The sequence below is a fragment of the Brucella thiophenivorans genome, from assembly GCF_002252445.1.
GTDB lineage: Bacteria > Pseudomonadota > Alphaproteobacteria > Rhizobiales > Rhizobiaceae > Brucella > Brucella thiophenivorans.
Genome location: NZ_NNRJ01000051.1, coordinates 79,024 through 98,163 on the forward strand (window position 1 = coordinate 79,024; position 19,140 = coordinate 98,163).

Below are 19,140 nucleotides of genomic sequence, written 5' to 3' on the forward strand. Positions count from 1 at the left end.
AGTGAATGGTGTCAGCCTTTGACCGCCCCTTGTGTGAGGCCGCCGATAAGCCGTTTTTGAACGAGAAGGAAAAGAATGGTTGCGGGCATTGCGCCAACAACGGCACCCGCTGCCAGAAGTCCCCATTCGATCTGATATTCACCAATCAGGGTTTGGATCGCGACGGTAACTGGACGTACATTTCTGCCACCAAGTGTCAGCGCATAAAGATATTCGTTCCAGGCCGTGATGAAGATGTAGATGCCGGTTGAAATAATACCTGGCATCATCAGCGGTATGATCACGCGACGCAGTGCAGCAAGGCGTGAACAGCCATCCATCATAGCGGCTTCATCGAGGCTTTTGGGAATAGCTGCGACGTAACTCGTCAGCATCCAGACCGAAAAAGGAATTGCGACCGTAGAGTTTGCAAGGATAAGCCCGAAATAGGTATCCAGAATGCCATATTTCCGCATGAGGATAAAAAGTGGCAGGATCAGCAGCACAATCGGAAACATGTTGATGAGCAAGAACTGCATCATAAACAGCTTGCGCCCGATAAAGCGAAAGCGCGATAGCGCATAGGCTGCCGTTACTGAAACCGCGAGACCAAGCACCACCGTGCCCACTGCTATCACGAGACTGTCGAGCATGTTTTTGTAGAACTGCGCTTTGTTAAACAGCCTTTCGTAATTATCGAGGCTCCATCCAGATGGTGAAAGTGAAACCCCATTGGCTGACAATTGCTCGGTTGGTGTGAGCGAGGTTAAAACCATCCACGCGAAAGGAGCCAAGGCGAATAGCACGATGCATGCGACCGGAAGGTCGGTGGTCAATATGCGTTTGAAAGTGCTTTGGCGTTTCATTTTTCGACCTCACGCATTGTGCGGGCAAGATAAAGAACGACCAGAACACCGAGCAGCAGTGTGAAGGTGACAGCGATGGCTGTGCCATAACCGAAATCGAGATTCTGTCTGGCTTTCACAAATGCATAGAGGGGCAGGGTATAGGTCGAATATCCAGGGCCGCCGCCTGTCATGACGAAGATCACGTCCATGGAGTTTGCGACCCAGATCACGCGGAGTAGGCCAGCCGTCGCTAAAACGGGCGCGATGCCGGGCAATGTTACGTTCACGAATTGCCGCCACGGTGACGCACCGTCGATTGAAGCAGCCTCATATTGGCTTTTAGGAATGCCCTGCAAACCTGCGAGGATCATGATCGCAAAGAAAGGGAAACCCTGCCATGTCAGCGTGGCAATGATTGCGTAAAGCGCGATATTAGGATCGGCCAGCCATGGAACTGCGTGACTAACGACTGAAAGATTGAGTAGAATCTCATTGAGAACACCCGTATTAGGGTCGTAAATCCAGCGCCACATCAGTGCTATAACCACACTCGGTAACGCCCATGGAATAATGACCAATGCACGTGCCAGACCACGCCACGGAAACTCTCTGTTGAGCAGGAGGGCGGTTATAAGTCCTAGCCCCATTTGGAGTGGGACGGTTAGGCCGATCCAGATGCATGTGTTCCAAAATGCAGCCCAGAATACTGGGTCCTGTAACAAATTGAAGTAGTTAGCGAGGCCAATAAAGGCCGTCGCTTTCGGCTTGAAAAGCAGCAGATCGTAAAAGCTCGTCCAAACTGCCTGAACCATAGGCAAGAAGACGATCACCAGTGTGACTATAACGGCAGGGCTAAGCAACCAGTACGGCAGCAGTGTTTTGCTTCGGCGGCGAAGGCGCGTCGGTGCTCGGGAAGCGGAGGGCAAAGCGGACATAGGTTAACTATCCATGCTGATGAAAGAACTGGATTTCGAAGGTTTTTTTGTAGGGAGCATGGCGGCGCTTTTTGACCACTGTGCTAACCCCGCAAACTAATTACCTAGTTTTCGAACAGCTTTTCGAGTTCCTGCATCATCTGCTCTGATGTGATTTGCCCTGCAAGTGCGCGTTGCATTGCAATTTGCCACGCCGTGTTCACGAATTCTGATGTACCTTCGCTTTGCGGCAGTACATGCGCGAATGGCAGTGAATCGACTGTCGCATCAACAAATCGGCGATCGTGCAGTTTCCAGTCTTTTGAGCCGCTTTTAGTGACGGTCATCTGGCCGGTCGCGCTATTGAAGGAGACGTTGTTTTCACCTTCCGCAAGGAAGGATATCCATTTCCATGCAGCATCTTTCACTTCTGAGGACGAGAAAATCGCAAGTGATTCATCGCCATAGGATGTCCAGCGATTACCACCGCATTCAGGAACAGGAACCGCCGAGACCTTATCACCGAGCGCAGAGACGAGGTCCTTGGACGAGCCGATATGGTGAATCGTCATAGCGGTCTTGCCGGTTTTAAAAGCCGAGATAATTTCCTGAAACCCATCATTGGGTGCTGACGGAGGAATGACCTTGTCTTTTTGAAAAAGATCGATCACCCATTGATTAGCCGCCACGGCTGATGGTGTCGTTAAACCTCCTGGCTTAATGTCGCCGCCTTGTGAAAGAACGAAGGCGCCCCATTGATCCCAACCGCCTTTGCCGCCGCGAAGGCCAAAGCCATAACGATTGGGAGCGTCGGTCAGCTTTATTGCGGCGTTGCGGAAGTCCTCACAGGTTTTAGGAGGCTCCAAGCCTGCTTCCTTGAAGAGATCAGCACGATAATAGAGATAGAGAACGACATACTGAATAGGCAGGTAATATTGGTTGCCGTCCGCTGCTTTGTTCAGTTCAAGCAGGTTATCGAGCAAATCATCTTTCCCGGCCCAGCCGTTGATCTGGTCTCCAAGCGGTTCAAGCGCTTCCATTTCGGTTAGTCGCGGTTGGGCGAACAGCTTAACCATTGCCGCGTCAGGTGCACTGCCCCCAATAATCGACGTGTAAAGATTATCGTAATAGCTGTTCCAAGGAATGTTTTCCGCTTCAATTTTGATGTCGGGGTTGGCTTTTTCAAATTTGGCAACAAGTTCCGACATCGGATTTTCTGGGTTGTCGAAGTGATACCAGAAGCGGACGGTTTCGGCGGACTGTGCAGAAATAGTGAGTGCAGCGGTAAATGCCGCACTAAGCATAAGAGATTTCAACATTTCAACTCCTCCCAGTTGTTTAAAAAGGCCTCTTATATTCAGGCCATTCGGCTTAATGCCTCTGCTGCGTCCTCCAACGCTGCTTCAGCTGCCGTTAGTTCATTTGTGTATTGCAGAAAGCCATGAACGACGCCTTCTGTGATGGCTAATTCGTCCTTACGACCAATCTTTGAAAGCCGCCGGTGTAGCAAAGTCGTATCGGAAAAGAGGGGGTCGATGCCTGCTGCTGTCAAATAAAGCGGTGGCATTTTTTTAAGTGCTGCATCACTGGCGTGAAGCGGGCAGGCTAGTGGGTTTGAAGCAATATCCTGCCCACGCGCATACCAGCTCCAGTAACGCTTCATTCTGTCGGTGGTCAGCCCTGGACCATTGATGAAAGCTTGATAAGATGGGGTTTCAAAATCTATGGCATAGTTGCCATAAAAGAGCAGCGCGCCTTTAGGCAGCATACGGTTGTTTTCCGACTCATGCAGCATTGCTGAAAGTGCTAAATTGGCGCCAGCAGAATCGCCTGCGATGTAAACGGGGCCATCCAGCCCTTCCAATCTCCCATCTATCAACGCCCGCATGGTGCCGATGACATCGTTTAGGCCTGCCGGAAAAGGGTTCTCTGGTGCTAGTCGATAATCGGGTAAAACCACGGTTAAACGGGTCTTCTCTGCAAGTACCCGTGCGCACCGTTCATGCGTTTTGGGGCTACAAAACGCAAAGCCACCGCCATGAATGAAAAGAATGGTTCCGGGCTTTTTGTTGATCGGCTCCAGAACAAGCAATTGGGTTTTCTGCGAGCTAATGGATGAGTTCGCAGCTAAATCTATTGAGCGCACATCCTGCATTTCAGGAAGATTGATATTCCAGCGCCGGTTGTTCTTTTCCGCGAGTGCACGCCCCTCTGCTGATGGAAGCGTCGTCGGATCAGGGGTGCCTGCGAACTCGGTTGTGATTTTTTCGAGAAGAGTCCGCATTTCGGGCAGTAGTTCTTGATTGATGATATTTGTCATGACGAGCGACCCTCTTCGGGGAATACCGCTGGCCCAAAATCGACAATAGTCGCAATGTGATGACGCATCGCAGTCTGTGCAGCCTCAGCGTCGGCGGCTTCAATTGCATCAATGATAGAGCAATGTCGCAGTGCGGTTCCACGCAGGTCGCGCGTGTTGCCGCTTTGTGAAATTTTGAAGCGATGGTTGTGAACAAGGCAACGATGCAAAATGGGGTTCAGGGCAGGCAAATCTGCTTCATCGAAAATGCGCCTGTGAAAGTCACGGTCAATTGCAGCCAGACGATATTCGTCTTCTTCGTCGGCTGCCTCTAGCATTCCGTCCAGCATTACTTTGAGGTCATCCGTGAGCTTTTTGGAGCGCCGCATCATCACGCGTGGGATACCGTTACATTCAATGGAGTTGCGCAGGCGAAACATTTCAACTGCTTCGTCCGGGGTGCATAGAGATACCTGAGTACCCCTATGACCTTGTCTCAGGACGAGACCTTCTTCCTGCAACTGAAGCAGCGCTTCACGCACGGGGCCCTGACTGCATTGAAAATGTGCGGCGATTTCCAGCTCTGTCAGGTTGGCCCCAGCGGGGAGGGCGCCAAGCATAATATCCCGCTTCAGCGCTTCAAATACGACTGTCGCTTTTGGGGGTCTGCTCTGAACGAGTTTGGGTGAAAAATATGCCACGCCGATGTCGAGCCTTCTTGCCTAACACTTCAATTATCATTATTGATAATAATATCGATAATAGACGTCAAGCAAAAACTCTGGGAGGAGATAGCATGATCGCCATCACGTTGGAGCGTATCCAGAAGACTTACGGCACGCATAAAGTCATCCATGATCTCGACTTTCATATTGAGAGTGGAGAGTTTGTTGTTCTCGTAGGTCCCTCCGGCTGTGGTAAATCTACTTTGCTCAGAATGATTGCTGGTCTGGAGGATATATCGGGTGGTGAACTGAAGTTTGGCGATGCGATAGTCAATGAGCTTTCGCCTTCAGAGCGTAACATCGCAATGGTCTTTCAGGACTATGCGCTCTACCCGCACATGAGTGTGGAAGAGAATATGGCTTTTGGCCTTAAAATGCGGGGCTCGAATGATAATGACGTTGCGTCGCGCATTGGCACTGTCGCTGAGACGCTGAAAATTGGTGATTTTCTCGCTCGTCGGCCTGCGCAGCTATCGGGAGGGCAACGTCAGCGTGTCGCTATGGGGCGCGCGATTGTGCGAGAACCGAATGCATTCTTGTTTGATGAACCATTGTCAAACCTTGATGCGGCTCTGCGTGTTGAAATGCGGCTCGAAATCGCGAAGTTGCATAGAAAGATTAAAGCGACCACCGTTTATGTGACGCATGATCAGGTCGAAGCCATGACACTCGCCGACCGTATTGTAGTTATGAACAAAGGGAACGTAGAGCAGATTGGCAAACCGCTCGATATATATCGAAAGCCAGCCAGCTTGTTTGTCGCCCAGTTTATTGGCAGTCCGACGATGAATGCAATTCCTGCAATAGTCCGACAGAATAGCGAAGAGGCTATGGTTCTCTCTGTCATGAACAGAGATGTCTCACTCGGTTTGCACCACAATCAGGTCAGCCTTCAGGATCATGTCACACTTGGCGTTCGGCCTGAAGATTTGTCAATTTGTCCTGCGCATGAAGCATGGTTTAGCGGTGAACTTGCGGTTGTTGAACGATTGGGAAGCCAGATGTTCGGTTATGTCGAAACTGGCCACTCCAAGATGCTAACTGTTGAGTTTCCACGTGATAGTGAGTTGGAGCTAGGACAACAGCTGCACGTCAGAGGAGACCAAAATCGCGTGCATTTGTTTGATTGGAAAACAGGTAGAAGGATTTAGGCATTGGTGCGGTAGCATCACCTACCAGGTGTTTAGTCAAACTCCTTCTTGATCTTATCATGTGCTACGATAGTGTTGCGGAATCGTTCGATTCCGAAGTCATTTACCGATGTTTTGGATGTGCCGTGTTGGATCATTTCAGCTAGAACAATGCCAACACCTGGCGCGATTTGGAACCCATGGCCACAGCAACCAAACGCGTGAAACAGTCCTTGTGTCGTTGCGCTTGGTCCTATGATGGGGATCATATCGGGTAAATAGCCCTCCATGCCAGACCAGACCCGTATGACCTGAGCATTGCTTAAAACAGGCGAAACTTCAGCTAGGCTTCTCATCCCCGAAAGCGTTTTATTCGGTGGGACCACCGTTCGTTGGTGCTTCAAATCGCTGGCGGTGCGCGGATATCCAGCGACAATTACATTGCCGCGCGGAATCTGACGGAAGATCACGTTACCGGCGACTGCCTGAACTGACGGGCGGATAAAATAAGGCAAAGGTTCTGTAACAAATTGCGGAGGGCCAGCAGAGAAAAGCGGGACCTCCTCGCCAAATTGTTGTGCTATAGCGCCACCCCAAGCACCGGCTGCATTTACCAACTGATCAGACTGAAAGTCGCCATGTTCCCGCGTTTCAACAAGAAAACCATTTTGTCCGGTTTTGGCACCGATGACTTCGCAGTTTTCGATTAGCTCCGCACCATGAGCCTTTGCTGCGCGCATAACAGCAGGTGTTGCGAGGCGTGGATTGGCTGTCGCATCGCGTGAAGAATAAGTGCCTGCGACGATATTTTTGCTCAGATAAGGATAGCGCTTTCGTATCTCGTACCCATCAACATCTTCAATCTCCAGACCAAAGTTGCGAGAATTTTTGGCATAGGCTTCGAGCTTAGCGACTTCCTCGTCATTATAAGCAAGGTAAATGTGACCTGAACGATCATACTCGCAGGTGTTGCCGATCAATTGATCAAGTTGCTCCCATAATTCCTGCGATCGCATGGATAACGGATATTGCCGCACATCACGGCCTTGTAGTCGTAAATTACCAAAATTCGCTCCGCTCGACTGAGCCCCGACAAATCCTTTCTCAAGCACAGTTACACGGTGTCCTGAACGTGCAAGAAAAAGAGCTGTGAATGCACCATTAAGCCCGCCGCCTATGATCAGTGTCTGTGTATGGCTGAGCGATGTCATTATGAACCAATTCCAGCTGCGCCAACATTCAGTGGTTTGACTGGCGCCTGCGCTCGCAGCCGACCGACCTCAGATATTGCACGGCCACTGGTGTTCGCTGTTATTTCAGCGAGAGCCAGACCGCAAAAGCGCCCCTGACAACGCCCCATCCCGCAACGGGTAATCGCTTTAACGCGGTTGACTTCAACTGGGCCAACTTCGCAGTTGATGCTTTGTCTGATTTCGCCTGCTGAAATCCCCTCACAGCGACACACGACAGTATCGTCAGTGATTGCAGACACATTTTCGATCGGCCAGCGGAATATTCTGGCCAGGTTTCGCTGAAAACTTCGATATCGTTTTACTTCACGAGCGGCTTGCTGCTTTGTTTCCGTTAAACGCCTCAGTCCATCTGGCTGCAACAACATGTTTGCATGCGCAGCAATATCTTCAAGCATCGAGAGTGCTGCAAGCTTTCCGCTGTGTTTTGCGCAATCCGCGCCGCCTATTGAAGCGCCATCCCCCGCCAAATAGACGCCTTTATTGCCTCGCCCATCAGTATCAGTGACGGGTAACCACTGGCGAAAATCCTCATCAAATTCAAACCGGCAACCAGCGAGTTCGGCTAACTGAGTTTCGGCGCGCAGACCATAGCCGAGCGCTACTGCATCACAGTCGACAGTATGGCTCTCGCCTCTGTGATCGCGGAACATCAGCTTCTCGACATGGGTGTCACCACTTATTTCATCAAGTGTGACGCCGTTATATATGGGAACGCTCACACGCTTCAGCTCAGCTAAATAACGCGCACCTTGAATTGCGGTTTTAAAGCTATGTGACAAACCAGTTAAAGCGTGGAGCTTTGCCCGAAACGGTGTTGTGTCTAACACCATAATGTCGGTTGCGCCCATGCGATGGTACTGCAAAGCTGCGAGGAGCAACAGCGGTGAGCTTCCGGCAAAGACCACTTTGCGTCCGATGAAACTTCCCTGATCCTTTAAAGCAACCTGTGAGCCACCGAGCGAATAAACGCCCGGCAAGGTCCATCCCTTGATCGGCATTATTTTGTCGGTAGCACCGGTTGCGATAATCACATGCGAGTAGGGAATTTCATCAACTTCCCCCGCACTTTCGATAAAAGCTGTCCCTTCGTAAAGTGACCAGACTGTTGTCAGTGGGCGATAATCGATTTGCGAAATGATCTCATCCGCACTTGCATGAAATTGACGATATTTCTTTTCTTCGTTTCGGTATAATTTCTGCGGGTTAAACTGCATATTTGCGTTAAGCCGGCGCAAACCTTGACCACCGGGAAAAGCAGCTTCACTGAGCATGACGGGTTCAATAGCCTGGCCGGTCGAGTTTTGGATCAGCTTCGCATGATCCATAAGTGTCTGGGCAGCGCTGATGCCGGCTGGTCCAGATCCGATGATAAGAGGACGGATCATGATTGGCCCCATGCTTCGAAGCGACTGAGCAATTTCATGTCTTGGTGCAGTGGGGTTGAACATGACCGCAAACGTTGGCCTTCCGTAGTCCAGACCCAGCAATCCTGACAGGCAGCCATCAAGCAAAAGCCAGCGCGTGGCATTCCGTCAAATTCAGAGTAACGCAACACATGCCCGCTTTGCAGAATTGCAGCAAGCACTGACTGTCCTTCAAAGCCCTGAAGTTCAACGCAGTCAAAGGTAAAGGAAATTGGTTTGCCAAGGGGCGCAACAGCCGCAATGAGCTGCCCTTTTGAAGCCATTGCATTCATCGAACTCTTCCCCGTAATTATTGCAATGCGATACTTATTATTTTTATGCAAACATTCCGCATGAAGGCGGTTCTGTCAACGGTGTTTTTTGAACTGCGACAGAGTGGGCTCAGACTACTGATTTATCTGCTGCTTGATCGGCAAGCTTCATGCCTTGGAAATTGTGCGTGCGGCTGCAATCACATAGGGACTGAAGCGGGAGATAATTTCCTCGCGTGTATATCGGGCCAATGAGGCAGCGATATTAATTGCGGCTATTGGACGGCCATTTGGTCCGGTTATTGCAGACGCAATAGATCCGTCGCCGTGATAAACCTGTTCGAAAGCTGTAGCGTAACCATCTTCGCGAAAGCGACGAATGTCGGCCATGATCAGCTGAGGATCGCAGATGGTATTTGTATTGAAGTTGCGAAAATTGGTTTGATCCAAAATCTCTTGAGCTTCATCTTCGGGTAAGCGGGAAAGAATAGCCAGTCCCGGCGCAGTGCAGTAGGCGGGCAGGCGTGTTCCTATAATAACGTCTGTATTCAGTACGTGACGGCTGAGGAAACGCGAAACAAATACGATCTCTGTTCCATCTGGCACAGTGAGATTGATTGTTTCCTCTGTTTCCTTGCTCAGATGTTGCAAATACGGCATCGCACGATCAATCAACTTGTTCGCTCGAATATAGTGGAAGCCAAGATCCAGTGTCTTTGCAGTCAGCTCGAATTGACGGGTTATTGGGTCTTTTGTGAGGAAGCCAAGCTTCATCAATGTATGTGTGAACCGTTGCGCCGCACTCATATCAAGATCTGTCAAACTCACGATTTGAGAGAGGCTGAGCGTCGATTGATCGGAGTTGAAAGCAGCAAGTACCCGGAAAGCCTTCTCGACTGAGCGCACCATAAGACTGTCACCGCGGGTAAAGCTTTCACTCAGGGTATCTGTAGAGCCGTGCAGCATCTTCTCTTGCTTCTCTTTTGTCGAATTCACTGGTTCTTTCATTGCTACGCCCTGAAATACGAGCGGCTGATCCGCTCCATTGCCCCTGTCCGCAGCCGCGGACCAATCACTTTAGTGCGCCTGTTTATACATGAACAAACTGGCCTTGAAACGCTGCTCTGTCACTGCGTTCCGTACTCTCTTTTTCCTAAATTACCAAATCAGTCTTGACAAAATGCAATTATAAAATTCAAAATACAATAACAATTATTGCATTACAATAGTACACAGGAGCACTTGAATGTCTGAGTTCATTCTCACCTCACTGAAAAATTCGGTTCTGACGATCACTTTGAACCGACCCGAAGTGATGAATGCGTGGAACACTGCGATGCGGGATCAGTTGATTGAGGCGTTTCAGGCAGCGGAAGAGAATGTAGCCGTGAAGGCTGTTATTTTGACCGGCGCAGGCGAACGCGCTTTTGGTGCCGGTCAGGATTTGAATGAAACAAAGACATTCAATGCTGATCGTGCAGAGATATGGATTGGGGAGTGGGAAAAGCTCTATACGCGTATCAGAACGCTCTCCAAGCCGATTATTGCAGCGCTTAACGGTGTGGCAGCGGGGTCTGCTTTTCAGGTTGCTCTTCTTTGCGATATTCGTATTGCGCATTCCGGTGTGCGTATTGGTCAGCCCGAAATCAATTCAGGAATTCCAACGACGACGGGTTCATGGATCATGCGTGAAATGATAGGTTTTGCGCGTACTGTCGATCTGGTGCTCACGGGACGGCTGCTTGATTCAGACGAAGCGCACCGCATTGGCCTCATCAACACGATTGTTGCGCAGGATCAGGTGCAAGCGGCAGCGCAGGCTTTAGGCGAAGAGTTGGCATCGAAACCTCCTGTTGCGATGCGCCTCAATCGCCAGCGCTTTTATGAAATGACTGAAACGGGGCTCCAGGATGCTTTGTCTGCAGGTGTGCGTATTCAACGCGAAGCCTATGCGACCGGAGAACCTGCCCGCATGATGGAAGCATTCTTTGCTGCGCGTCAGGCACGTAAAGCCTCCTGATCGATATGGCATCAAAACATTGCAGGATATGCCGAATGTTATGTCCTGCATTTATAAGGTCGGTACATCGACCAAAAAACTGCTCAGGCACTGAATCTGAGCAAGGGAACTTTTTCAAGACGTGAAAGCCGCTTTGAAGCAAAAATAAAGGGAGCGCCATAAATATGAAATCACCTTTCCATCTTACCCGTCGCACATTGCTTGCAGGTGCAACTGCTGTCCTTGCGACGCCAGCTATTCTCCGTCCCGCCTTAGCGCAGACGACGCTGACGCTGGCCGATCCGGGCGGACCGTTCAACACTGCTTTCCGCAAAGCTTTTTACGATCCTTTTGAAAAAGAAACTGGCATCAAAATCGTCAATGTCGCACGCGAAGCCGAGCCAACAGCACAGTTCAAGTCGATCGTTGAGACGCAAAGCTACATCTGGGACCTCAGCACGCTGACGCTTTCGGCTCGTAAGATTCTTTCGGAATCCGGCCTGCTTGAACCGACTGGTATCACGAAGGATCAGGTGCCGGACATCATGCCGGAAGCGGTGTTTGACGATTTTCTTGGCATCACGATCTACTGCCATATCTTCGCTACCCGCACAGATCTTTTGAAAGACAATATTCCGCAAAGTTGGACCGACTATTGGAATGTCGAAAAGTTCCCGGGACGCCGATCCTTGCGTAAGAACCCAATTGACACTCTGGAGCAGGCCTTGCTCGCGGATGGTGTTCCGCTTGACCAGCTTTATCCTCTGGACGTGGATCGTGCATTTGCGAGCTTAGACAAGATCAAGGATCACATCTCGGTCTGGTGGACAGGTGGCGCACAATCGACGCAGTTGCTGCAGAGCGGTGAAGTGTCAATGATCAGTGGCTGGAATGCACGTCTGCAGTCTGCCATTGATGGAAATGTCCCGGCCGAAATCCACTGGGATCAGGGGCTGTATTCAATTGAAGGCTGGGCCATTCCAAAGGGCAATCCGCGTGCCGAAGAGGCGCGCCAGTTCATTCGGTTTTGTGCACGTCCAGAACAACAAGCCTTGTTCACCGAAGAGCTGGCGTATGGCCCGACCAATAAAAAAGCTTACGACTTCATTCCTGCTGAGCGGGCAAAAATCCTGCCGACTGCACCGCAAAACATTAGCAAGATGCGTCTGGCTGATGAAGATTGGTGGAGCGAGAACCGTGCGGAAATGACAGAGCGGTTCAATAGCTGGCTGCTGTTTTAACACTGACTACATCAAGTTTTCAGACAAGCACAATGAACTGCTTTCACGATACCGCTGAAAGCAGGCAGCAGGGCGCTTGTCTGTTCTCTTCGCCGAAAACCTTAAATTAAATTGCGCTGCTTTCAGCGCATCAGGGTTCCCAAATGAATGCACCGACACCACATGAAAACCCGAAGATGCTGATAAAGGGACTGGGTAAGGAATATGGCAGTGTTACCGCCCTTGAACCCAGCAACCTGACGGTCAATACCGGAGAGTTTGTTACGCTTCTTGGCCCATCGGGATCGGGAAAGACAACGCTTTTGCAGATGATTTCGGGGTTGGTGGAACCGACCCATGGCGAATTGTGGGTCGACGGTAAAAACTATACCCATACCGCAGTCAACAAACGCGACATGGGACTGGTGTTTCAGCACTACGCGCTGTTCCCACATATGACGGTCAGCGAAAATATTGCTTTTCCGCTGAAGATGCGCGGGACTGCTGCTAAAGAAGTAAATGCCCGTGTTGCGGAAACACTGGCGAAAGTGCAGTTGGAAAAATTTGCTTCGCGCTTTCCGCGCGAGCTTTCAGGTGGACAGCAGCAACGTGTTGCTCTTGCCCGCTGCTTTGTCTATCGCCCGCAAATTATCTTGATGGATGAACCGCTTGGCGCTTTGGATAAAAACCTGCGCGAGCATATGCAGTTTGAAATCAAGCGCCTGCATCGTGAGTTTGGCACAACAGTTATCTACGTTACGCATGATCAGGAGGAAGCGCTAGTTCTTTCGGATCGTATCTGTCTGATGAATCATGCCAAAATAGAACAACTCGGCACACCGCGCCAGATTTACAGCGAACCTGCAACAGTATTTGCTGCCAAGTTCATTGGCATGTCCAATATTCTTGCCGGCAAGATTATCGGGCTGTCCGCTGATCAGGCGATTGTGGAAACTCAACATGGACAGTTTCGCGTTCTCAACAAGCAAAAACTTACCGTTGGCAGCGACGCACATATTGTTCTGCGTCCAGAGCAAATGAAGCAAGGACATAGCGATGGCGCTGGTCTGAGTAACATCAAAGGTACTGTTTCAGAGGTAATTTACGTGGGCTCTGATACGCGACTTCTTGTAACTTTGCAGGACGGTGAAACCGTTATCGTTCTGCATGATGGCGCAAGCGCCATGCCGTCCGCCGGTGATTCAATCACCTACCATTGGTCTGATCAGCAGGCGGTATTGGTGGCATGAATACATCAACAAGCGCGTCCCGCCTGCCTGCCTTCATGAAATCTGGCCCGTTCAAATTTGGGCCTTTATGGTTGGCGCTTCCGGCAATAGCCTTTCTATGCATCTTTTTTCTGGTGCCCGTGTTCCGGCTTCTTGCGTTAAGTGTGCAGGATACGGGTGGAAGCCTCACCACCGTTCATTACGCACGCCTTATCGACACGGAAGTTTACTGGCGCATTCTCAGAATTACATTTCGTATTGCTGCGCTGACTGCGTTGTTCTCTTCGTTGTTGGGTTATCCTTTAGCCTATTGGCTTTCTGGTCTAAAGGAAAGCCGCCGCAACCAGATGCTTTTGCTGGTGCTTGTTCCCTTCTGGACTAGCTATCTGGTCAAAACATTCTCCTGGATGTTGCTGCTTGGTAATGACGGTATTCTGAACCGTCTGTTGGGCGGCGCGGGGCTGATCAACAGCCCGCTACCGCTGATGTATAATGAGTTCGGCGTCATTGTCGGCATGGTGCACGCGATGATGCCATTGGCCGTGCTCACAATGATGCCTGTCATGGCTGGCATCGATCGCAGGCTAGGGCAGGCAGCGGGTACTCTTGGCGCTGGTAACTCACATCGTTTCTGGATGGTCTATTTTCCCTTATCCATTCCAGGGATGGCTGCGGGTGGGTTGCTTACATTCATCACCTCACTTGGCTTCTTTATTGTCCCGGCCTTCCTAGGCGGACGACAGCAAACCATGCTCGCCCAGCTAATTATTGTGCAGGTTCAGGAGCTGGTAAATTGGGCCTTCGCTGGGGTTCTCGCCACTATGCTTCTGGTTACAGCTATGCTGGCCTGCTGGATTTACAATCACTTGTTCGGTCTGTCTTCCCTTTCATCGGGTGCAGGCAGTCGTGATGCATCCTCTGACAGCATCCTACGGCGCTGGGGTCTTGTTTTCCTCGAGAAGCTTGCGAGTTTGACGTCAATTTTCAGCGATCACCTGCCGACGCGTCTGCGTATTCTTCCGGTATATGTGACGGCTGTGGTTGTCTTCCTGATAGCGCCAACACTGCTGGTTATTCCAATTGCTTTTACCAGCTCCAACTTTCTTGAGTTCCCGCCACCCGGCTACAGCCTTCGCTGGTTCGAGACCTATTTCAACTCTCCGATCTGGACCTCAGCAACTATCAGGTCGTTCGGCGTGGCTTTCGTCACTGCTATACTGGCAACCCTTATCGGCGGATTTGCAGCCCTGGCTGTAGCCCGTTCGCGTTCACGCTGGAGTGGACTGATCTTTGCCTTCATGCTTGCGCCGATGATTGTGCCTCGTATCGTCATCGCTGTGGGGCTGTTTTATCTGTTCGCTCAAATGGGGTTGGTCGCAACAAATACCGGCTTGGTCATCGGCCATACCGTTCTGTCTATCCCTTTCACCTTCGTGGCGATTGCAGCCGTGCTAAAAAGTTACGATTGGCGGCTTGATCAGGCAGCGTTGTCTTTGGGCGCGGGCCGCTTTCAGACCTTGCGGCTGGTCACTGTTCCACTCATCAGCGGTGGCATAGTTTCGGCCTTTCTGTTCGCTTTCGTCACTTCATTCGACGAACTGACGATTGCAATCTTTGTGAGCGGTGGACTGAAATCAACTCTACCAAAGCAGATGTGGGACGACATGATCTTGCAGCTTAATCCGACATTGGCGGCGGTATCGGTGGTGGTTTTGACCATCGTCACGGTGATCCTGCTACTGGCGGACAGACTTAAACGGAGCTGAGCTTCAACCCGCTTTGAACATCCTCCCAAAATGCCTTCTGCGCTGCTGACCGCATTATCGGGTCAGCAGCCTGGGACGGGCTAATCCAAGTTTACAGGTTTAAAGACCATGCTGACATCCCACACTTACATTGATCTTCTTTTTGAAAAGGCTGCAAACACACCTGAAAAGCTTTTTGCACGCCATCCGACAGGCGACATTAGTTTTGCAAGACTTGAAAACGCGTCGGCAATTTTCGCCCTAAAACTTCGCGATAGCGGTATCAAGCATGGAGACCGTGTAGCCGTTATGATGCGCAATAGCCCGGTCGCTTTGGCTGTTATCTACGCCATCACTCGTTCCGGCGCATCGTGGGTACCTGTTAATACGGCGCTTAAAGGTGCGGGGCTTGAATATATCATAAGCCATAGCCAGCCTGTACTCATCATTGCTGACAGCGAGTATTGCCCGATAATCGCTGATTGTGGGGCGGCGCAATTGCCTGCAATAAGCGCAGTCGATACACCCGCACTGCCGGATTTCAGCGCGGATGTAGAATTTGAAGCGCCGCTTCCCACAGCGAATGACATAGCCGCAATCATGTATACATCAGGGACAACCGGTCCTGCAAAAGGGGTCTTGGTAACGCACCGGATGTTACGATTGGCGGCGGAAGCCGTCGCTGTTTGCTCGGACGCGCATGACGGTGATGATTTTTATATGTGGGAACCATTTTTCCACATTGGCGGGGCTCAGGTTTTGCTTTTGCCGCTGGTACGCAACGTTACCCTCACAATCTCTGATCGGTTTAGTGCGAGCCGGTTCTGGGATGAGTTGCGGCAGGCAGGCTCAACTCATATCCATCATTTGGGTGGCATCGTTCAGATATTGCTCAAACAGCCCCCATCGGAAAAAGACCGTGATCACAATGTGCGGATAGCTTGGGGTGGCGGTTGTGCGATCGAAGTCTGGCGTTCGTTTGAAGAGCGCTTTGGCGTACAGATCCGCGAGTGTTACGGTATGACAGAAGCGTCAAGCCTCACTACATTCAATGACAGCGGCATCGTTGGATCCGTCGGGCGCACGGTTCCATGGTTTACCGTTAAGCTTGTTGACGAGCATGGCGGGACTATCAAAGAAGGCAAGGGTGAGATCGTCGTCACCACTTCAATCAATGGTGCCATTTTCCCGGGCTATTATCGTAATCCTGAGGCAACCGCGAAAGCTCTGCGTCCAGATGGCTTTTTCACGGGTGACCTTGGCTCATGGGATCAGGATGGCAATCTTTTCTTCCACGGACGTATGACCGACAGCGTGCGATGTAAGGGCGAAAATGTTTCTGCATGGGAAGTTGAGCATGTCGTCGCGGATCATCCTGATGTGGAAGACTGCGCCATGATAGGCGTTGCGGCTGATATTGGAGAGCACGACATCAAGCTTTTTGTCCAGCCTAAAGTTGGAACAACACCCAGTGCTGGTGCACTAAGTGACTGGTTAAAAAGCCGCCTCGCACATTATCAGATGCCTCGTTATATCGCCTTCGTCAATTCGTTCGAACGCACTCCAAGCCAGCGCATCATGAAACACAAATTGTCCAAAGCCAATAATGACGCCTGGGACCGGCTTAATCCATGAATGGGGAGGAACTAGCCATGACTTCGTTAAACGAGAGACCGAAGATTGACATTCTAATTTCAGGCACTGGCGCATTCTCAGGTCGCATTGCGCTTGATCTTGCTGCGACGTCTCAAGAGCCTTTGAATGTGGTGATTGCAGGTCGTAATCGTGAGCGCCTGAGCTGGCTGAAAACTGCATGTAATGCACGCGCCTCTATGTTTAGTCGGCCAATCAGCTTTGATACTTATGAGATTGATCTGGTGCAGGAAGGCGCAACGGATAAGCTGATTTCAGAGATGCGTCCGACCATCGCCGTGCAAGGCGCATCAATACAGACCTCCAGTGTTATCTCTGATACAGGCAACCAGTGGACAGCTCTGGTCGCAGAAGGTGGGCTTTCAGCAACCGCAGTATTTCAGGCCTTGATCTCAAGTCGTATGGCGCGATCTATAAGTGCGTTTTCACCTGAAACAGCATTGATCAACTGTGGTTTTCCTGATGTTGTGAACGCGATAATTACCGCCATGAACTTCAAAGTTCTCAGCGGTACTGGCAATGTTGCCATACTTTCCAATGTCTTTGCGGGAGCGAAAGGCATTAGCGATCAGAATCGCATTCAAGTCATTGCTCATTATCAAAACCTCGCTGCGTGGCGCAAACCAGCTTCAGAACGCATAGGCACACGTCCGTGCCGTGTGTTTATCGACGGTCAGGAAGTCATGGATGTTTTCAAAGAATTTGAAAGTGTAAAACTGACAACCGAACCGGCAATTGAGATTTCAGGTGCGAGTGGGGTCACTCTGATTGCTGCTTATGCTGCCAATAAACCGTGGGCTGGCCATGTGCCGGGGCCGAATGGTCTACCAGGTGGGTATCCGGTTAAGCTTCACGACAGAACTCTCGGCTTAAACCTGCCTGAAAGTGTGAGTGAGCACGACGCCATCGCCTGGAATGCTTCTTTCGAGGAAGAAAAAGGCATGACCGTTCGAAGTGGCCGCGCCCAATACACTGGAGCACTACATTCTGCCTTAAAACGCCTCGGGTTCCGCTACGCTGATGGCTTTGATGTCGATGATCTTGAAACTGTCTGCGAAGATATGTTGAAATTGCGTGATAGACTTAGCTAAGCATGGATATCGTGGAAACTGATAATGTATTGTGTAGTGTTTTATTTGCACAATCGGAACATATGGCAAATCGGCTTTTTTGCCATATGTTCCCGCGTTATCTACGCTATGAACACTGTGTCGTGTTTTTAAGGTTCTGATGCCCGGTTGGGAAATTGTTAGGGCGCAGTCAATCTCAGACAACTCAACGATATGCGCATTTGGCGCCAGATCCTATACGAGATGCTGCCGACAGTGTTTCGAATATAATTGGTGAAAACTAACGCCAAAAAGTTCAAGCTTCTAGCCGAAGGGGATATCTTCACCGCCCTCCCACTTACTCACATATTAGCATGGAGATCGGTGGGTAGGGCAATTTTTCTGATTAAGATGCGGATTACGATTTTCTATTGCGGTAGATCACCAGCTTTAGGCAACTTGGCCCATTCGGCTAGAAATGCGTCGCGGTTTTTGGCAGCGTCGGCCTCATCAAGTTCAAATACTTTGACCTCGGTGAGCTCCGGGAGTTCAACGAATTCAGACACTTTGATATCATTGCGGCTTGGGCGACGGAATGCAACCTTCAAGAGTTCAATTTGCGCTTCCTTGGAAAGCAAGCTGTCGATTGCCTTCTTAGCATTCTCACCGCTTGGGGCATTTTTGAACAAACCAGCAAATTCCGGCGTCATGAATGTGCCTTCTGAAGGATAAACGAGGGATAATTCTTCCTGGCCACCATCGATATAAGGATAGGCGGTGGCTTCAAATGTCAGGCCAATGGTATATTCCCCCATTGCTGTGCCTTTGGGCACATTAGAAGCAGCACCCGATGTTACGATATTGGCTGCGACAGCTTTAAATGTGTCTTCATCGAGCAGTTTTGAAAGCCCCCATGCGATGGTGTAGCCAGTCGAGCTGTTAGCAGGGTCAGGCATGATAATCTTGCCCTTCCATTCTGGCTTGGCCAGATCAGCCCATGTTTTCGGAGCTGCATTGTCTTGTAGCTGATCGGAGTTTACCAACATTGTCACCAGGTGAACATTAGCGGGGATAAACAGATCGCCACTGTAATGCAGGTTTTGTGGAATAGCTTCGAGTGCCGATGCCTTATAAGGCTCAAACAGTTTTTCATAAGCGCCGAGGGTGTTGGCGGATGAAGACCAGAAAATGTCACTTTGAGGTGCTGATGCCTCAGCTTCTGCACGTCGTAGCAAAACGCCTGAGCCTCCCGTGATCACGCCTAGATTTTGCCCGGTCTTGTCTTTCACAACGGATTGCACGGCTTCATAGGCTTGAACCGGGTTTGACGTGTACAGCACAGGATCGCGGGCCAACGCGGGCAGCGTGAGACCAAGCGACATAGAACCAGCTAAGAGATAAGAAGATAGTTTCATAGTTTCC

General features: G+C 50.5%; 17 protein-coding genes. 7 read left to right on the forward strand and 10 right to left on the reverse strand.

Going from position 1 to position 19,140, the window contains the following annotated elements:
- Positions 1-11: 11 nt before the first annotated feature.
- From CEV31_RS14430 to CEV31_RS14450, 5 genes are all read right to left on the reverse strand, one after another.
- Positions 12-845: a carbohydrate ABC transporter permease gene (locus CEV31_RS14430; protein ID WP_094507757.1), complete on the reverse strand. Its 834-nt coding sequence runs from the start codon at positions 843-845 to the stop codon at positions 12-14.
- Complete coding sequence (locus tag CEV31_RS14435; RefSeq protein ID WP_094507758.1) at positions 842-1,762, reverse strand: carbohydrate ABC transporter permease; 921 nt, start codon at positions 1,760-1,762, stop codon at positions 842-844. The genes CEV31_RS14430 and CEV31_RS14435 overlap by 4 nt, the downstream gene beginning before the upstream one ends.
- Before the next feature lie 104 nt (positions 1,763-1,866).
- Positions 1,867-3,060 (reverse strand): ABC transporter substrate-binding protein, encoded by a 1,194-nt coding sequence (locus tag CEV31_RS14440; protein WP_210190929.1) that lies wholly within the window; start codon positions 3,058-3,060, stop codon positions 1,867-1,869.
- A gap of 38 nt (positions 3,061-3,098) precedes the next feature.
- Complete coding sequence (locus CEV31_RS14445; protein WP_094507759.1) at positions 3,099-4,061, reverse strand: alpha/beta hydrolase; 963 nt, start codon at positions 4,059-4,061, stop codon at positions 3,099-3,101.
- Positions 4,058-4,741 carry a GntR family transcriptional regulator gene (locus CEV31_RS14450; protein WP_094507760.1) on the reverse strand — a complete coding sequence of 228 codons (684 nt, stop codon included), beginning with the start codon at positions 4,739-4,741 and terminating at the stop codon, positions 4,058-4,060. Before CEV31_RS14450 ends, CEV31_RS14445 begins: the two co-directional genes overlap by 4 nt.
- A 95-nt stretch (positions 4,742-4,836) precedes the next feature.
- On the opposite strand from CEV31_RS14450, the gene CEV31_RS14455 reads away from it, so the two are divergent.
- Complete coding sequence (locus tag CEV31_RS14455; RefSeq protein ID WP_094508532.1) at positions 4,837-5,916, forward strand: ABC transporter ATP-binding protein; 1,080 nt, start codon at positions 4,837-4,839, stop codon at positions 5,914-5,916.
- A gap of 32 nt (positions 5,917-5,948) precedes the next feature.
- Here CEV31_RS14455 and CEV31_RS14460 read toward each other — a convergent pair whose 3' ends face one another.
- The 4 genes from CEV31_RS14460 to CEV31_RS14475 all read right to left on the reverse strand — a co-directional run bounded on the left by CEV31_RS14460 (position 5,949) and on the right by CEV31_RS14475 (position 9,831).
- Positions 5,949-7,106, reverse strand: coding sequence for an NAD(P)/FAD-dependent oxidoreductase (locus CEV31_RS14460; RefSeq protein WP_094507761.1), 1,158 nt, complete (start codon positions 7,104-7,106; stop codon positions 5,949-5,951).
- Positions 7,106-8,533: an FAD-dependent oxidoreductase gene (locus CEV31_RS14465; RefSeq protein ID WP_094507762.1), complete on the reverse strand. Its 1,428-nt coding sequence runs from the start codon at positions 8,531-8,533 to the stop codon at positions 7,106-7,108. Before CEV31_RS14465 ends, CEV31_RS14460 begins: the two co-directional genes overlap by 1 nt.
- Positions 8,530-8,844: a (2Fe-2S)-binding protein gene (locus CEV31_RS14470; protein ID WP_094507763.1), complete on the reverse strand. Its 315-nt coding sequence runs from the start codon at positions 8,842-8,844 to the stop codon at positions 8,530-8,532. Before CEV31_RS14470 ends, CEV31_RS14465 begins: the two co-directional genes overlap by 4 nt.
- A gap of 147 nt (positions 8,845-8,991) precedes the next feature.
- Complete coding sequence (locus tag CEV31_RS14475; RefSeq protein ID WP_235818115.1) at positions 8,992-9,831, reverse strand: IclR family transcriptional regulator; 840 nt, start codon at positions 9,829-9,831, stop codon at positions 8,992-8,994.
- Between the two features lie 238 nt (positions 9,832-10,069).
- Here CEV31_RS14475 and CEV31_RS14480 point away from each other — a divergent pair, with 238 nt between their 5' ends.
- The 6 genes from CEV31_RS14480 to CEV31_RS14505 all read left to right on the forward strand — a co-directional run bounded on the left by CEV31_RS14480 (position 10,070) and on the right by CEV31_RS14505 (position 17,760).
- A complete protein-coding gene (locus tag CEV31_RS14480) occupies positions 10,070-10,843 on the forward strand; it encodes an enoyl-CoA hydratase/isomerase family protein (RefSeq protein WP_094507764.1) in 774 nt (257 codons plus the stop codon).
- A gap of 164 nt (positions 10,844-11,007) precedes the next feature.
- On the forward strand, positions 11,008-12,063 hold the full coding sequence (locus CEV31_RS14485) for an ABC transporter substrate-binding protein (protein WP_094507765.1): 1,056 nt from the start codon (positions 11,008-11,010) through the stop codon (positions 12,061-12,063).
- Positions 12,064-12,206: 143 nt separating this feature from the next.
- The gene (locus CEV31_RS14490) at positions 12,207-13,292 is read left to right on the forward strand and encodes an ABC transporter ATP-binding protein (protein WP_094507767.1); all 1,086 of its coding nucleotides are present in this window, start codon (positions 12,207-12,209) and stop codon (positions 13,290-13,292) included.
- Positions 13,289-15,037, forward strand: coding sequence for an ABC transporter permease subunit (locus CEV31_RS14495; RefSeq protein ID WP_094507769.1), 1,749 nt, complete (start codon positions 13,289-13,291; stop codon positions 15,035-15,037). The genes CEV31_RS14490 and CEV31_RS14495 overlap by 4 nt, the downstream gene beginning before the upstream one ends.
- Before the next feature lie 108 nt (positions 15,038-15,145).
- Positions 15,146-16,651 (forward strand): AMP-binding protein, encoded by a 1,506-nt coding sequence (locus CEV31_RS14500; RefSeq protein ID WP_094507771.1) that lies wholly within the window; start codon positions 15,146-15,148, stop codon positions 16,649-16,651.
- Between the two features lie 17 nt (positions 16,652-16,668).
- A complete protein-coding gene (locus CEV31_RS14505; RefSeq protein WP_094508537.1) occupies positions 16,669-17,760 on the forward strand; it encodes a hypothetical protein in 1,092 nt (363 codons plus the stop codon).
- Positions 17,761-18,146: 386 nt separating this feature from the next.
- Here the strand turns inward: CEV31_RS14505 and CEV31_RS14510 are convergent, their stop codons facing one another.
- Complete coding sequence (locus CEV31_RS14510) at positions 18,147-19,133, reverse strand: extracellular solute-binding protein (RefSeq protein ID WP_094507773.1); 987 nt, start codon at positions 19,131-19,133, stop codon at positions 18,147-18,149.
- Positions 19,134-19,140 lie beyond the last annotated feature (7 nt).

Excerpts from the sequence above, each read along its gene's own strand:
- CEV31_RS14470 (WP_094507763.1), bottom strand. The coding sequence starts at position 8,844 with ATGAATGCAATGGCTTCAAAAGGGCAGCTCATTGCGGCTGTTGCGCCC.
- CEV31_RS14510 (WP_094507773.1), bottom strand. The coding sequence starts at position 19,133 with ATGAAACTATCTTCTTATCTCTTAGCTGGTTCTATGTCGCTTGGTCTC.
- CEV31_RS14500 (WP_094507771.1), top strand. The coding sequence starts at position 15,146 with ATGCTGACATCCCACACTTACATTGATCTTCTTTTTGAAAAGGCTGCA.
- CEV31_RS14445 (WP_094507759.1), bottom strand. The coding sequence starts at position 4,061 with ATGACAAATATCATCAATCAAGAACTACTGCCCGAAATGCGGACTCTT.
- CEV31_RS14440 (WP_210190929.1), bottom strand. The coding sequence starts at position 3,060 with ATGTTGAAATCTCTTATGCTTAGTGCGGCATTTACCGCTGCACTCACT.
- CEV31_RS14465 (WP_094507762.1), bottom strand. The coding sequence starts at position 8,533 with ATGATCCGTCCTCTTATCATCGGATCTGGACCAGCCGGCATCAGCGCT.
- CEV31_RS14475 (WP_235818115.1), bottom strand. The coding sequence starts at position 9,831 with ATGAAAGAACCAGTGAATTCGACAAAAGAGAAGCAAGAGAAGATGCTG.
- CEV31_RS14430 (WP_094507757.1), bottom strand. The coding sequence starts at position 845 with ATGAAACGCCAAAGCACTTTCAAACGCATATTGACCACCGACCTTCCG.
- CEV31_RS14480 (WP_094507764.1), top strand. The coding sequence starts at position 10,070 with ATGTCTGAGTTCATTCTCACCTCACTGAAAAATTCGGTTCTGACGATC.
- CEV31_RS14435 (WP_094507758.1), bottom strand. The coding sequence starts at position 1,762 with ATGTCCGCTTTGCCCTCCGCTTCCCGAGCACCGACGCGCCTTCGCCGC.
- CEV31_RS14495 (WP_094507769.1), top strand. The coding sequence starts at position 13,289 with ATGAATACATCAACAAGCGCGTCCCGCCTGCCTGCCTTCATGAAATCT.
- CEV31_RS14460 (WP_094507761.1), bottom strand. The coding sequence starts at position 7,106 with ATGACATCGCTCAGCCATACACAGACACTGATCATAGGCGGCGGGCTT.
- CEV31_RS14455 (WP_094508532.1), top strand. The coding sequence starts at position 4,837 with ATGATCGCCATCACGTTGGAGCGTATCCAGAAGACTTACGGCACGCAT.
- CEV31_RS14485 (WP_094507765.1), top strand. The coding sequence starts at position 11,008 with ATGAAATCACCTTTCCATCTTACCCGTCGCACATTGCTTGCAGGTGCA.
- CEV31_RS14490 (WP_094507767.1), top strand. The coding sequence starts at position 12,207 with ATGAATGCACCGACACCACATGAAAACCCGAAGATGCTGATAAAGGGA.
- CEV31_RS14505 (WP_094508537.1), top strand. The coding sequence starts at position 16,669 with ATGACTTCGTTAAACGAGAGACCGAAGATTGACATTCTAATTTCAGGC.